The sequence below is a fragment of the Staphylococcus durrellii genome, assembly GCF_015594545.1.
Taxonomy (GTDB): domain Bacteria; phylum Bacillota; class Bacilli; order Staphylococcales; family Staphylococcaceae; genus Staphylococcus; species Staphylococcus durrellii.
Window position 1 is genome coordinate 1,786,314 of record NZ_JADIIO010000001.1, and the last position, 14,780, is coordinate 1,801,093.

At 32.4% G+C, this 14,780-nt stretch carries 13 protein-coding genes; 2 read left to right on the plus strand and 11 right to left on the minus strand.

What is annotated here, in order from left to right:
* Positions 1-9 precede the first annotated feature (9 nt).
* From pepF to spxA, 4 genes are all read right to left on the minus strand, one after another.
* Positions 10-1,818 (minus strand): oligoendopeptidase F, encoded by a 1,809-nt coding sequence (pepF, locus tag ISP02_RS08580; RefSeq protein WP_195721155.1) that lies wholly within the window; start codon positions 1,816-1,818, stop codon positions 10-12.
* A 48-nt stretch (positions 1,819-1,866) separates the two neighbouring features.
* Complete coding sequence (locus ISP02_RS08585) at positions 1,867-2,838, minus strand: competence protein CoiA (protein WP_195721156.1); 972 nt, start codon at positions 2,836-2,838, stop codon at positions 1,867-1,869.
* A 100-nt stretch (positions 2,839-2,938) separates the two neighbouring features.
* Entirely contained in the window at positions 2,939-3,655 is a 717-nt protein-coding gene (gene mecA, locus ISP02_RS08590) for an adaptor protein MecA (RefSeq protein ID WP_195721157.1), read from the minus strand.
* Positions 3,656-3,944: 289 nt separating this feature from the next.
* A complete protein-coding gene (gene spxA / locus ISP02_RS08595) occupies positions 3,945-4,340 on the minus strand; it encodes a transcriptional regulator SpxA (protein WP_048792712.1) in 396 nt (131 codons plus the stop codon).
* Between the two features lie 302 nt (positions 4,341-4,642).
* On the opposite strand from spxA, the gene trpS reads away from it, so the two are divergent.
* Positions 4,643-5,632 (plus strand): tryptophan--tRNA ligase, encoded by a 990-nt coding sequence (gene trpS / locus ISP02_RS08600; RefSeq protein ID WP_195721158.1) that lies wholly within the window; start codon positions 4,643-4,645, stop codon positions 5,630-5,632.
* Between the two features lie 86 nt (positions 5,633-5,718).
* Here trpS and ISP02_RS08605 read toward each other — a convergent pair whose 3' ends face one another.
* Genes ISP02_RS08605 through opp3b form a run of 5 tightly spaced genes read right to left on the minus strand, consistent with a single transcriptional unit; the run spans position 5,719 to position 11,432 of the window.
* Positions 5,719-7,386, minus strand: coding sequence for a peptide ABC transporter substrate-binding protein (locus ISP02_RS08605; protein WP_408020131.1), 1,668 nt, complete (start codon positions 7,384-7,386; stop codon positions 5,719-5,721).
* An 18-nt stretch (positions 7,387-7,404) separates the two neighbouring features.
* Entirely contained in the window at positions 7,405-8,349 is a 945-nt protein-coding gene (locus ISP02_RS08610) for an ABC transporter ATP-binding protein (RefSeq protein ID WP_195721160.1), read from the minus strand.
* The gene (locus ISP02_RS08615; protein WP_195721161.1) at positions 8,339-9,421 is read right to left on the minus strand and encodes an ABC transporter ATP-binding protein; all 1,083 of its coding nucleotides are present in this window, start codon (positions 9,419-9,421) and stop codon (positions 8,339-8,341) included. Before ISP02_RS08615 ends, ISP02_RS08610 begins: the two co-directional genes overlap by 11 nt.
* A gap of 17 nt (positions 9,422-9,438) precedes the next feature.
* Positions 9,439-10,506 (minus strand): oligopeptide ABC transporter permease, encoded by a 1,068-nt coding sequence (opp3C, locus tag ISP02_RS08620; RefSeq protein WP_195721162.1) that lies wholly within the window; start codon positions 10,504-10,506, stop codon positions 9,439-9,441.
* The gene (opp3b, locus tag ISP02_RS08625; protein WP_195721163.1) at positions 10,506-11,432 is read right to left on the minus strand and encodes an oligopeptide ABC transporter permease; all 927 of its coding nucleotides are present in this window, start codon (positions 11,430-11,432) and stop codon (positions 10,506-10,508) included. Before opp3b ends, opp3C begins: the two co-directional genes overlap by 1 nt.
* Before the next feature lie 244 nt (positions 11,433-11,676).
* On the opposite strand from opp3b, the gene ISP02_RS08630 reads away from it, so the two are divergent.
* Entirely contained in the window at positions 11,677-12,051 is a 375-nt protein-coding gene (locus ISP02_RS08630) for a DUF3899 domain-containing protein (RefSeq protein WP_195721164.1), read from the plus strand.
* 71 nt (positions 12,052-12,122) lie between these two features.
* On the opposite strand, the gene ISP02_RS08635 is transcribed toward ISP02_RS08630, so the two are convergent.
* Both ISP02_RS08635 and fabF read right to left on the minus strand, forming a co-directional pair.
* Positions 12,123-13,358, minus strand: coding sequence for an MFS transporter (locus ISP02_RS08635; RefSeq protein WP_195721165.1), 1,236 nt, complete (start codon positions 13,356-13,358; stop codon positions 12,123-12,125).
* Positions 13,359-13,530: 172 nt separating this feature from the next.
* Positions 13,531-14,775 (minus strand): beta-ketoacyl-ACP synthase II, encoded by a 1,245-nt coding sequence (gene fabF / locus ISP02_RS08640; protein ID WP_195721166.1) that lies wholly within the window; start codon positions 14,773-14,775, stop codon positions 13,531-13,533.
* Positions 14,776-14,780 lie beyond the last annotated feature (5 nt).

Consider the following 14,780-nt stretch of genomic DNA (forward strand, 5'->3'; position numbering starts at 1 on the left):
ACATTCATGTTAAGTTTTCATAAGTTTTTCAAAAGCGTCTAATTTCTGTTCAAAAACTTCACATGCTTGTTCGATTGGTTCCGGAGTTGTCATGTCTACCCCTGCATTTTTTAATATTTCTATTGGGTAATTGGAACTACCTTTTTTCAAGAATTCGTTTATATAGCGATCAACTGCTGGTTGTCCTTCATTCAAAATTTGATGGCTTAAACTTTGAGCAGCACTATAACCTGTTGCATATTGATACACATAGTAATTCATATAGAAGTGAGGTATTCTTGACCACTCTTTACTAATATTGTCATCAGTTTCAACAGCATCACCAAAATATTGTTTGTTTAATTTAGCGTATTCTTCATTCATACGATTTGCAGTTAATGGCTCCCCTGCTTCTTCAATTGCATGTATTTTATGTTCGAATTCTGCAAACATCGTTTGACGGAATAATGTAGCTCTAAAACGTTCTAACTCTTGATTTAATAATAATAAACGGCGCTCATCATCTAAATGTTTGTCCATATAATCACTTAATAATGCCTCGTTACAAGTAGAGGCAACTTCAGCTACAAATATTGTATAGTCACTGTGATTTGATGGTTGATTTTGGCGACTGAAATAACTATGCGCAGAATGACCAAATTCATGTACCAAAGTATATAAATCTGAAACAGTATCAGACCAATTAAGTAAAATGAATGGATTTGTTAAGTGGGCACCTGAAGAGTAGCCTCCCGAACGTTTGCCTTTATTTTCATATACATCAACCCAACCATTATTTAAACCTTCTTCTACTACGTTCATATATGTTTCGCCCATAGGTTGAAGTGCTTTTAACATCCATTGTTTAGCTTCTTCATATGGCATTTCAAATTTTACATTTTTCACAAGTGGTGTATATAGGTCGTACATCTTCATGTCGTCTAAATCTAAAAGTTCTTTTCTTAATTCTGTGTAACGATGTAATAACGGCAAATATTTATGAACTGTTTTTACTAAGTTATCATATACTTGCTCTGGAATATGATTACGACTTAACGCCGCTTCTCTTGCAGTTTTATAATTATGTGTGCGGGCGTTAAAGATATTTTTTTTAACTTCACCTGCTAAAGTTGCACTCAGTGTATTATTGTATGCAGCATATTGTTTATAGAAGTTTTCAAAGGCTGATTTTCTTAAAACGCGATCATCAGATTCTAAACATTTTATAAATGTACCTTGAGTTAGTGGATGGCGATTACCTTTACTATCAATAGCATCTTCAAATTCTAAATCTGCATTGCTAAACATACCATAAACATTATCTGGCGTTGATAAAGCATCTTGTGCTTCTGTTAACATTTTTTCTTTATCCGCAGTTAATACATGCGGTCTATTTTCATTTATTAATTGTAAATCAAATTCATAACGTTTTAAATTGTCATTTTCACTAATAAATTGTTTTATCGTTGCTTCATCGATTTGTAAAATTTCTGGTACTAGAAAGCTCCAACTTGAACTAAACTTAATTATTAATTGATGTGCACGAGATTCAAAACCTGTATATTTATCGTTTGCTGTATCTTGGTCTTGTTTTAGATGTGCGTATACATATACTTTTTCAAGTTTAGAACCTACTTCGTCTTCTAATGCCAATGCTCTATAAAGTGTTTCGGCATTATCTCCCAAATGGCCTTTGAATTGTTCTTCTTGTCCTAAATAAGATTCTACTTCTTTAAAAGCTTCCTCAAAAGCTTCATCAGATTTAAATATTGTAGTTAAATCCCACGTATATTCAGGATATTTACGTTCTTGCTCTTCTCTTGTTAATTGTTGACTCATTGAGTAAACCTCCTAATATTAATTTATCTTAATTTTCTCACGACACTACTATTTTTGCACGTTATTACCTTTAAAATTTGAAAACTGACGCTCAAATTGCTGTACGAGTTGACTAACAATTTGTTCATATTGAATATGGCTGTAAGCAAATTTCCTAAAATCAATAGCTTGCATAAATAGTGATAGCGAATAACTTTTTTGCATCAATAATTTTAAAAGTTGCAATTGCCAAAAAATAGGATGTGATTTTAAATATATTTGTTCCGGAAAAATAAAACCTAAATTTTGCAAGACCCACGTGTCACTTAATTTTAAATTATACATAACACTTAAACTGGGTTCTATTACAGATCGCTTGCTTCTACATTGTTTTAAAAATTGTTGGATGCTATTGTTGGTTAGTTTATAATGTTTACTTTTCATTTTGTCATCATCGAAGAATTCAGAAATGTTTACTTTTATTTTTTCACCCAAGAATCGATTTCCACCAATTGCTATTAAATTTTTCAAACAAATCAAGGATTGTAATTCATTATTCCATAAAAACAACTTTAGCTTATTGGGTATAATGCAAGCAGATTGGAAACCGTTAAGTGTAATTAATTCATTATGCCTGATGTCATCTTCAATAATCCATATTACGATATAGCCTAAACGTTCATATGTATTTGTTCTTCTTTGTAATAGTTTTATCGTTATTGGTGAGCATTGTATTTCTAGAATTATTTTATTATTTATTAGTATGTCAGGAATTTGATGGCTTTGTTTTAGATAGGGTTCAATTTGGACACAATAACCTAATTCTTTTAGTTGTTGTCCTAGTGCATATTTAGCTTGATAATGGGCATATGTTTCTTCTTTATAATTGCAATTTTGACCACGATGAGCAAAGTGTGCACTTTTATATAAACCTTGTTTTAACGTTAATTTTTGACGACAAAGCGGACAATAGTAATCCAATTCCTTAAAAGCATCGACCGCACTCACAATATTTCCATACTTTGTTTTACCATATAGCACTACTACCACCTCATAATAATAAGCGTGGCAATATTCAAAATTACTTTTTATGCAACAAAAAAAGAGCCACTTTCATGGCCCTTCTCAATTTTTATATTATTTATTCTACTGAATCAGGGAAATAACGTCGTACTTGAGAAGTAACGTTATGACTCATAATTACTTTAGCATAATCATTTAAATAGACTTCAGATTTATCTGTAGGATAAGCAAACTCTAGTAATTGACTGTAACTATCGTTAATAACTTCTTGATCTACTGATTTATCGAAGTACATTGCGTAATAATATGCGTTATTAAGACTAAATAATAAGTCTTCAAATTCAGTAACACCAATATTGTTATGGTAAGCATAACTAATAACTTCTTCTAAGTCGTTAAATCTCACAATAACAGTGCGAATATTTTGTCGTTTGGATTCATTTTGTTTTTTACTAGTATCGTTTGAAGTTTCACCTTTTTGTTCTAATAAATCTTCTAAGCTTTCTTCTTGATCAAAGGTTTGTGATAAAATATCACTAACTTGATAGTCCATTTGTTCATTAGCTTCTTCTTCTGACATATTCATTAAGTCTTCATTTTTAGATTTAGAAATTGTAACTTCAACGCCCTTTTCAAAAGCATGAACTTGAATCCATAGAGGACCCTCAACAACAAAGTCTTCTTCTTCGTTAACTTCTTCCATCATATTCCAAAAAAATTCTTCTCCACGCTTACGATTAGTCCATAAATCTTCGCGTTGGAAACCTCTAGCTTCTATATCGCTATACGTAATAAATAATTTAACTGTTGTATCGTCAACACGCTCTATTCTCATATCATCTCACTCCTTACAGTCGATGAATAGTAATCATATTGTAGTAGAACGTAGTAAGAATTACAATAAATTTGTTTGATTAATTTTTACTATTTTCTATCGATCCCTTATATTAACATATACCCCAAAATATACCAAAAAAACAGCACTCATAATCCCGGTGCTGTTACAATTAGTTACGTTATATTGATGATTTAAATTTAAAACTATACAATAAAAGCCATAAAACTACGGATTAAAGATTATAACCATCAAACGTTGTCTTATGACTTCTTATTATATATTAAAATTAATCAACCATACGTTGCGCTTCTTGCAATTGGAAAGTACGGACTTTTCTTGGCAAGAATCTTCTGATTTCGTCTTCGTTATAACCAACTTGTAAACGTTTGTCGTCTAAAATAATTGGACGACGTAATAATCCAGGGTTATCTTGAATGATTGCATATAAATCTTGAAGTGGAAGTGCATCAATATCCACGTTTAATTTTTGGTATGTTTTAGAACGTGTAGAGATAATTTCATCTGTACCATCTTCAGTCATTTTTAAAATTTGTTTAATTTCATCAATTGTTAAGTGTTCAGAAAAAATGTTACGCTCCGTATACGGAATGTCATGTTCTTGTAACCATGCTTTCGCTTTACGGCAAGATGTGCAACTTGGTGAAGTAAATAGTGTTACCATACATCTCACTCTCCTATTATCATGAATAAAATTCATTGTTTAAATTATTTATATGATTAAGATGAGTTGAAAACTCGTTAAAAATTTATATCTTAACCTTACATAACTATATTATACTGCCCTAAGATTAAAATTAAATGAGAAATTCTTTAAATTCTAATTTTTTTTAGAACTTAGTAAAATTTCTTTACTTAATTTACACATAGAAACGCTATGTATTAAGTGTAACATAACTTACAAATGATTGAAATACTGTTATAATGTATATTAAATTAGAAAAAAATAGAAAGTGGGCATCATTAATGGAAACTCTTTTTTCAGGTATCCAACCTAGTGGTATACCAACAATAGGAAATTATATCGGTGCATTAAAACAATTTAGTGAAGTTCAAGAGGACTTCAATTGTTATTTTTGTATCGTTGATCAGCATGCCATTACGGTACCTCAAGATCGTTTGAAACTACGTAAGCAAATTCGACAACTCGCAGCAATCTATTTAGCATCAGGTATTGACCCTGAAAAATCAACGCTATTTATTCAATCTGAAGTGCCTGCACATGTGCAAGCAAGTTGGATGCTAACAACAATAGCATCTATAGGTGAATTAGAACGCATGACTCAGTTTAAAGATAAATCTCAAAAACAAGTCGATGGTGTCTCTGCAGGATTACTTACATATCCACCCCTTATGGCTGCAGACATTGTTATTTACAATACTAATATTGTTCCAGTTGGTGAAGACCAAAAACAACATATAGAATTAACACGTAATTTAGTAGACCGCTTTAATAGTCGTTATAATGATATTCTTGTAAAACCTGAAATTCGCATGCCGAAAGTTGGTGGTCGCGTAATGAGCTTACAAGACCCAACTAAAAAAATGAGTAAAAGTGACGACAACCAAAAGAACTTTATTTCATTATTAGATGAACCAAATGTTGCGGCAAAAAAAATTAAGAGCGCAGTGACTGACTCTGATGGTGTGATTAAATTTGATCGTGAAGAAAAACCTGGAATTACGAATTTATTATCTATATACTCCAGTTTAACTGATGAATCCATAGAAGATTTAGTGTCAAAATATAAAGATTCAAATTATGGTACATTCAAAGCTGATTTAGCACAGGTCGTTAAAGATTTCCTTACAGATTTTCAAGCAAAATATAACGACTTCTATAATTCAGATGAATTGGATAACATATTAGATGGTGGTAGAGACAAAGCGCATAAAGCTTCATTCAAAACATTAAAGAAAATGGAAAAAGCAATGGGCTTAGGGCGCAAAAGATAACAAATACTAAGAGGCAAACAATTTTTAAAGTTTGCCTCTTTTTTAATTTAAAAACCCTTCGAGAATTTCTCGAAGGGTCATTTTAATTATTTATCTTTTTTCTTTTTACCTGTTTTTCTATCGATGCTTCTATCAATGTAAGCACCTTTTAGTGAAGTATCTCCACCTATTTTATGATAAATAATACCTTTAACTTGAGGATTAGTTAAGTGCGCTTGTCCTTGTTGGAAAATAGGCGCTACAGGAGCTTCACTTAAATAATAAGTTTCAGCTTCTTTTAACGTTTTATCTCTTTCATCTGGTTTTTTCAATAATTTTCCATTGGCATCTTTAATCATTTTATCGTATTTTTTACTGCCCCATCCGGTATTATTTTGTGAATTACCAGTAGTCATAATATTTAGGAAAGTTAGTGGATCTGCATAGTCAGGTCCCCAACCCGACAGTGTTGTTTCATAATTACCTGATAATTCAGCACTAATTCTTTGTTTACCAGGCATTTGCTTAATTTTTACAGTTACACCAGGTAGATTTTTTTGAATTTGGCTTTTTAAATATTCAGAACCAACTTTGTCAGATGGTGTTTCATTCGTATTTAAAGTAAATACAAATTTATCTTTACCTAGAGCTTTTTTAGCTTTATCAAGGTGTTCTCTTGCCTGCTGTGGATTATATTGTAATTTAGACTTAACTCCATCAGAATAATCCTTACCATCAGGAGATAAGAATGTCTTTCTTGCTGTGAATTTATCCATAGTTTGAGAACCATTATTCAATACATCATCAACATATTCCTTTTTATTAATTGCTTGTGATATTGCTAATCTGAAATCTTTATTTTTAAATTCTGGAACTTTATCTTGGTTCATTTTAATAAACCAAGTAAATGCAAGTAAACGTTTTTTCAGTGCGGGGCTATCTTTATATTTATCTACTTGTTCAGAAGTAATTGCTGTATCATCTACCGAACCAGTATCATATAACGACGCTCCTGATTGACTATCTTTTATAATCTTATAATTCACTTTATTTAGATGAACTTTTTTATTATCCCAATAATCATTGTTTTTAACCATTAATAGTTTATCTTCTGGTGACCACTGTTTCACTTTAAATGGCCCATTAAATACAGTTTTTTCAGGTGTTGTTCCATATTTATCACCATATTTTTTTACTGCTTTTGGATTTTGAGGTAAAAAAGTTCCAAAAGCTAATAATTCATTTATATATGGTATAGGTTTCTCTAACTGTATTTTTAATGTATGATTATTTACTGCTTTTACACCTAAATCATTCATTTTTTTCTTACCCATATTAATATCCTCTGCATTTTTAATATCGTACATTATGTATGCATATTCAGATGCAGTTTTAGGATTTAACACTCTTTTCCATGCGTATACAAAGTCATTTGCAGTTACTTGGTCTCCATTAGACCATTTGGCATCTTTACGAAGTTTAATAGTTAAAGTTTTACCACCATCACTTTTTTTAGGTTCACCTTCAGCTATGGCTGGTTTTGCTTGATCATTTTTATCCAAAGTATATAATCCTTCATAAACTTGATTAAACACATCAAATGTAACATTATCTGTAGCATGTGCTGTATCAAAAGTTGTCATGTCTTGCGTTAGAACTTTACGTAATACTTGTCCGTCTCCATTATATGTACTTGATTTACCATTACCACATGCTGTTAATACCATGAGAATCGCGATTAAAAATGCAACTATTTTAGTAAATTTATATTTCATGTTCATCCCCCTTCCCCTTTATTGTTGAGTTTGCGTGTATTCCGCTGTTAAATTTTTCGCTTCGTCGTTAGTAACAAAAACATAATGTTCTGGTGTAATTTCTTGTAATGAACGTTCGTTATTTTTTGATGCATCTTCTTTATAAACGATTCTTTTACGTTCTTTTTCAGAATCTGGATCTGGTTGTGGAATCGCTGATAATAGAGATTTCGTATACGGATGTAATGGATTATGATATATATCATCCGAAGGTCCTAATTCAACTATTTTTCCAAAGTGCATCACAGCAATTCTATCTGAAATATATTTCACCATAGATAGGTCATGGGCAATGAATAAAAATGTAATCCCATGTTCTCGCTGTAGTTTTAATAATAAATTCACAACCTGAGCTTGGATTGATACGTCTAAAGCCGAAATAGGTTCATCTGCAATAATAAATTCTGGTTCTACTGCTAATGCACGGGCAATGCCAATTCTTTGTCGTTGACCACCTGAGAATTCATGTGGGTATCTATTGGCATGTTCTTTACTTAAGCCTACTGTTTCTAACATGTCATAAACACGCTTTTTTCTTTCTCTCGTAGATGAAGCTAATTTGTGAATATCTATACCTTCTCCAACGATATCCATAACCTTTAATCTCGGATTTAACGATGCATACGGATCTTGGAAAATCATTTGAATCTTTTTATTAAATTTTAATAGATCTTTTCTATTTTTAATCTTTTGAATGTCGACGCCTTCGTATAGAATTTCGCCACCAGTAATATCATCTAACTTTATTATTGCTTTACCGGTAGTTGATTTACCACAACCTGATTCGCCAACTAAACCAAATGTTTCCCCTTTGTATATATCGAACGAAATATTTTCAATAGCACGAACTTCGCTTTTCTTTCCTTCATTGAAATACTGTTTTAGATTTTTAACTTCTAATAAAGTTTCTTTATTATTGACCATCGAACGACACCCTTTCTACCTGTTGCGGTTTATCGTAATTATTAGGCATATCACGTTTTCGTTGCTGTACCATCAATGGAGGTTCTACATGTAGCGCACGTTCATCTAAAAGCCAAGATTTAACAAAGTGTGTAGGTGATACCTTAAACCACGGAGGTGACTCTTTAAAGTCAGCATTTAACGCATAAATACTACGTTGAGCGAATGCATCTCCTTTTGGTGGATGTAATAAATCCGGTGGTGTTCCTGGTATAGCTAATAATTCTGTGTCAGAACCAGTCGTTAAATCAGGCATTGATGATAATAGCCCCCATGTATAAGGATGCTTAGGATCATAAAATATTTCACTCGCATCGCCTGTTTCGACCATCTGTCCACCATACATAACTGCTACTCTATCAGCAATATTTGCTACTACACCTAAGTCATGTGTAATAAAGATGATAGAAGTATCAATTTTATCTTGTAATTCTTTCATCAAATCTAAAATTTGCGCCTGCATCGTTACGTCTAATGCAGTCGTCGGCTCGTCTGCAATAAGGACTTTAGGTTCACATGCTAATGCTGTTGCAATAACAATTCTTTGTCGTTGACCACCAGAGAATTGGTGCGGATAAGCACCAAATCGTTGTTCTGCATTAGGTAAACCTACTAAATTTAAAATTTCAAGTGCTCTTGTTCTAGCTTTGGATTTCGTATAATTTCTATGTTTCATAAGTGGTTCCATGACTTGCTTACCTATTTTCATCGTTGGATTTAATGAAGTCATAGGATCTTGGAAAATCATCGAAATATCTTTACCACGTAGTTTGATAAGCTCTTGTTCGCTTTTTTGAGCTAAGTCTTCGCCAAGAAAATCTATCTTACCTTTTTTAATTCTTCCTGCGTCTCCTTGGAATAATTTAGTTATCGCCTTTGTTGTTACTGATTTCCCAGAACCAGATTCACCAACGATAGCTAAAGTCTCCCCTTTGTCTAAATAAAAATCGACACCTCTTACTGCTTGCACTTCCCCTGCGTCAATGTCAAAGGAAACATGCAAGTCGCTCACTTCTAATATTCTTTCTGACATAATATATTCCTCCTTTGTTATTTACGCATTTTAGGGTCAAACGCATCGCGTAAGCCGTCACTAAATAGATAGAAAAATAAAATTAATAAACTTAAAATAATTGCTGGTATAAATAACTCGTGTGGATTAATGAGTAACATTGCACGTCCATCATTGACGAGTGAACCAAGTGAAGTTCTAGGTGCTGGCACCCCAATACCGATGAAACTTAAAAATGCTTCGAAGAAAATCGCACTTGGCACAGTAAACATTGAAGTTACTACAATAGGTCCTAGTGTATTTGGTAGAATATGTTTAAAAATTAATTTCGTCTTTGACGCTCCCAAAGTTCTAGACGCCAGTACAAATTCTTGTGTTTTTAATTTTAAAAATTCTCCACGTACGACACGACTCATACCTATCCATCCAGTTATCGACATCGCTAAAATAATCGTCCAAATTGACGGTTCAAATATCAATACGAATAAAATTACGACGATTAAGTTAGGTATTGATGCCACGATTTCAATGATACGTTGCATGATATTATCAATTCTTCCACCAAAAAATCCAGAAACCGCACCATAGACAACACCGATAAAAATATCTAATAAAGCTGCCACGACACCGATAAATAACGAAACTTGAGCACCTTGCCAAGTTCTTGACCATAAATCTCTACCTAATTGATCTGTCCCAAACCAATAGTTGTCTTTCGCGCCAGTTTCTTTATACACATCTTGTCCGTTTGCACCTTGCCCATCAAATGGTAAAAAAGGAACTTTATCCAATAAAGCAATTTTAGGTGGTAAATTTCTCTGTTTAACATGTTGTTCAGCATAGTCATGTTTACTGATTAGTGGTCCAAGTACTGCAAATAATATAATTATTACAAGACCAATCATTCCTACTACTGCTAATTTGTTTCGTCTTAATTGAGTCCAAGCATCTTGCCAAAAGTTTTTACTCTCTCTTTGCATTTCTGGTTCTTTTTCAATATCTGCGTTACTTCGCACAAAATCTTCTGCCATCAAACCAGTTGATGTATTGGTCATAACAGCATTTGAAGGTTCATTGTTATTTATAAATTTTTTATTTTCAGACATTATTTTTTCCCTCCTTGTATTCTTATTCTAGGGTCAATAACGCCATATAATATGTCTACAATAAATATTGAGACTATAAAAAATGTACTAAATAGTAGTGTTGTAGCCATAATGACAGAGAAATCATTTGTTTGAATCGATCTTACGAATTGGTCCCCTAATCCAGGCACACCAAAAATATTTTCGATAGTTAATGTCCCAGTTAATATACTAGCTAACATCGGTACAAGTATAGTAATGACAGGAATTAAAGCATTACGTAAAGCATGTCCGAATATTACTCTCATTGTAGAGTTCCCTTTAGCTCTAGCCATTAAAATGTAATCGGAGCTCAAAACTTCTATCATTTCCGCTCTTATGTATCTAGCTACTGTAGCAATTACAACTGCTGATAAAGATAACGACGGCAGTACTGCAGTAGAAATACCTTCCCAACCTGCAACTGGGAACCAATTCAATTTAACTGAGAAAGCATATTGTAGTAATACAGCTAAAACGAATGAAGGTACAGATACAGCTATTACTGAAATTATTGTTGCGATATAATCGACCGAGGTATTCTGCCGGACTGCAGCTGCAACTCCTAAAACCACCCCTACTATGATTCCAATAATCATAGCTGTAATTCCCATTTCCATAGATGGAATAAGTCGTGGACTAATTAAATCCCAAACCGGTTGGTTATTATATTGAAATGAATTCCCAAAATCACCTGTTACAACATTTTTCATATAATTTGCGTACTGAACAGGTACAGGATCATTCAATCCATATTTTTCATTCAATATGTGTTTTTGATCTTCACTTAGCTTTTGATCATTAAACGGTGAACCAGGCATAAGTTTCATCAAAAAGAATGTGATAGTCATAATAATAAACAATGACAACACCATATAACCTAATCGTTTCAAAACATATTTAAGCATAAATCCATCCCCCTTAACTTTTCAAAATTAACATTCCTTTCAAAATTTTCAGAAATATTAACATAATTATATATTTCTTTTGCGTATTAATCAATATAGTTTTGCTTCACATTATTAAAGTAAATAACTTATATCAATGAAATATTTTTGAGTTATAAGCTTATTTTATCCTTCACATAAAAATCTATTCAGTTTTAATTTGGATTCAGTTACAATAAATATAATAAGGTTTGGGAGGATTTTTATGCAGTTATTTCGTAAGTTAATAATTTGGATTTTATTAGCACCACTATGTTCTTGCTTAATATGGATTTTTAGCGAAAAATCTTTTATAGATTTTTTGAATATATTATTTTATACCTCAGCCGTATTAAGTATCATTACTTTCGTTCTCATAATAGTACAAGATGGTGTGTTTGATGTAACAAGTTATGGTTTCCGTAAATTAAAATATCAATTTTCTACAAAAAAACAGCGTGCATCTATGTCAAATGATGACTTTTTTAATCCCCAACAAGTTAAAAAAGACAATTATGTCGTCACATCATGGGTCAAATATGCATTTTTAATCAATTTAATATATTTTGCTGTTACTATTATTATTAGTTTCTTAATATAAAAAATGGGGTAACGACATCGTATTGATATCGTCACTCCATTTTTTAGTTATATCTTCAATTTTTATAATTATTAGTTCAGATCATTTATATTAGGATTCATAAACAAGGCATAGTATAGCAAAATAAAGCCTATTAATACTACTGCTGCAACATAGATGGACATCATCCAAGGCGCTAAAAATGCGCCAAGAATTAAACCAAATCTAGCTAAAATTTGAGCCCCATTGTTAGAAACCATATTAAAAGTAGCGTATGTGCTTCTTTGATCGTTTGGAATCATTAAGAATCGACGTGCGTTTTGAATAGGAGAATAAATTAATTCACCTAACGTTGCTATTACTGCAAATAAACATAGTACCCATACATTATTCGAAGACGTCATAATAGCATAACCAAGGGTATACAATACGATACCAATTTTAAAAACGTCTTTTTTAGAAGTACTTGCTATCATTTTATTAACTGTAAAAGTTAAAGTTGCCACTACAACTGTATTGATAATCATAATTAGTGTAAACATTCTTACTCCATCGATCGTAAATCCAAATAAATGAAATGCTTCGAATTGCTTTTTTAATCTCACGACAACATATGAATTCAAACTTAATTCCGCCATCATAACCATTAAATAGCCTAACGTTAATATCATGTAATACTTATCTTTAATTACTACATAATAGCTTTGTAAAAAGTGTTTTAAGTTTGAAGTAAAAGCTTCTTTAGTTTTGAAATTTTGTGTTACTTTATAAAATTTAGCAAATAAATACCAACTTATTAGCATAGCTACTAAAAATAATATAAATAAAAGACGTTTATGACTTAAATATAACAATGCGCCTAACATCATACCGATAGCCGTGCCAATATTAAACATCCAATACATTAATTGGTAAACATATTCTCTTACTTCCTCGTAAATGGCGTCCATAATGGCCGCTTCGAAAATAGGTTCACTAGCTGCGAATAATAATTCGAAAATAAAAATCGCAATACAAAATATAACCAGCCCAATACCATCCATCGTTACAGTTATACTAAGAATAATTAAGCTCACTGCATACAAAATATGCGCCCAATTTAATACCTTCTTCCGCGATAAATTATCTCCTATATAACCACCAACAAAAGTAACCAAAAAACTAACAATAATATTGATAATTAAAAATGCCCCAGCAAAAACCGCGTTAATTTTACTTGTTAAATAGAGTGCAATAAAGGGCATAATAGCCTGACTCGCTATGATAAGTATAAATTCAGCAAGCAATCTCGTTTTTAAAGTTGTAGATAATGTAAAAAATCTCCCCATGAAGTATATACCCCCCAATTCTCACCCCAGTAGTTAGCTTATCTTATCATTAATTATTAGCTATGAAAATATGATAATATTACGCAATCTATTACCAAGTGCTTAATTATCACTTTAATTCTGCATAATAAAAAAGCTTTCCAAATAAATGGAAAGCTTAAATAATATAGGTTTATTCACTAAACTTTTTAAATACTAATACCGCATTATGTCCGCCAAAACCAAGACTGTTACTCATTGCATAAGTAATATCTAAATCTTGTGCTGTGTTAGGTACAAAGTCTAAATCACATTCTGGGTCAGGTGATTCAACGTGAATTGTTGGCGCAACACGACTATCTCTAATAGATAATGCTGAGAAGATTGCTTCAATTCCACCAGTTGCACCTAATAAGTGACCAGTCATTGATTTAGTTGAACTAACTTTAAGTGATTTAGCAGCATCACCAAATGTATTTTTAATTGCTTGTACTTCTGTTAAGTCGCCTACTGGAGTACTAGTACCATGAGCGTTTAGATATTGTATATCTTTAGCTTCAATACCAGCATCGTCAATCGCTGCTTGCATTGCACGTGAACCGCCTTCACCTTCCGGCGCAGGTGCAGTTATATGATAAGCATCTCCTGTTGAGCCATAACCTACGATTTCTGCATAGATTTCAGCGCCTCTAGCTTGTGCAGATTCTAATGATTCAAGAACTACTATACCTGCACCTTCACCCATAACAAATCCATCACGTCCAATTTGGAAAGGTCTGCAAGCAGTTTCAGAATCGTCATTAGTAGATAGCGCTCTACTAGCACTAAATCCAGCTATAGCCATATCAGTAATAGGTGCTTCGGTACCACCAGTAACCATTGCATCAGCATCGCCACGTTGAATTATTTTAAATGCTTCACCAATTGAGTTTGTTCCAGTGGCACAAGCTGTAACAGTAGATCCATTAGGTCCTTTAGCCCCTAAATCTATAGATACTTGTCCCGTAGCCATATCTGGAATTAACATTGGTACGAAGAATGGACTAACACGTCTAGGTCCTTTATTTAATAACGTATTATGTGCGTTTTCGAAAGTTTCCATACCACCAATACCAGCACCAATCCAAACACCGATATTGTTTGCATTATCTTCATTAATGTTTAATTTAGCATCTTTCACAGCTTCCCTGGCAGCAACTAATGCATATTGAGTGAAACGATCCATACGTCTCGCTTCTTTTTTTTCTATAAAGTCTTCAATATTGAAATCCTTTAACTCACCAGCTAAATGTACATTATAAGGATCTGTATCAATTCGAGTTATTTTATCTATGCCATTAACGCCTTTTAAAGCATTTTCCCAAGAAGTTTTGGCATCATTACCAATTGGTGATAATACACCAACACCAGTAATTACAACACGTTGTGCTTTACTCATAAATT

What these genes read in the sequence shown, in the direction of transcription:
- ISP02_RS08630 (WP_195721164.1), top strand. Translation starts at nt 11,677, where the DNA reads ATGCAGTTATTTCGTAAGTTAATAATTTGGATTTTATTAGCACCACTA.
- fabF (WP_195721166.1), bottom strand. Translation starts at nt 14,775, where the DNA reads ATGAGTAAAGCACAACGTGTTGTAATTACTGGTGTTGGTGTATTATCA.
- opp3b (WP_195721163.1), bottom strand. Translation starts at nt 11,432, where the DNA reads ATGCTTAAATATGTTTTGAAACGATTAGGTTATATGGTGTTGTCATTG.
- ISP02_RS08615 (WP_195721161.1), bottom strand. Translation starts at nt 9,421, where the DNA reads ATGTCAGAAAGAATATTAGAAGTGAGCGACTTGCATGTTTCCTTTGAC.
- pepF (WP_195721155.1), bottom strand. Translation starts at nt 1,818, where the DNA reads ATGAGTCAACAATTAACAAGAGAAGAGCAAGAACGTAAATATCCTGAA.
- spxA (WP_048792712.1), bottom strand. Translation starts at nt 4,340, where the DNA reads ATGGTAACACTATTTACTTCACCAAGTTGCACATCTTGCCGTAAAGCG.
- mecA (WP_195721157.1), bottom strand. Translation starts at nt 3,655, where the DNA reads ATGAGAATAGAGCGTGTTGACGATACAACAGTTAAATTATTTATTACG.
- opp3C (WP_195721162.1), bottom strand. Translation starts at nt 10,506, where the DNA reads ATGTCTGAAAATAAAAAATTTATAAATAACAATGAACCTTCAAATGCT.
- trpS (WP_195721158.1), top strand. Translation starts at nt 4,643, where the DNA reads ATGGAAACTCTTTTTTCAGGTATCCAACCTAGTGGTATACCAACAATA.
- ISP02_RS08635 (WP_195721165.1), bottom strand. Translation starts at nt 13,358, where the DNA reads ATGGGGAGATTTTTTACATTATCTACAACTTTAAAAACGAGATTGCTT.
- ISP02_RS08610 (WP_195721160.1), bottom strand. Translation starts at nt 8,349, where the DNA reads ATGGTCAATAATAAAGAAACTTTATTAGAAGTTAAAAATCTAAAACAG.
- ISP02_RS08605 (WP_408020131.1), bottom strand. Translation starts at nt 7,386, where the DNA reads ATGAAATATAAATTTACTAAAATAGTTGCATTTTTAATCGCGATTCTC.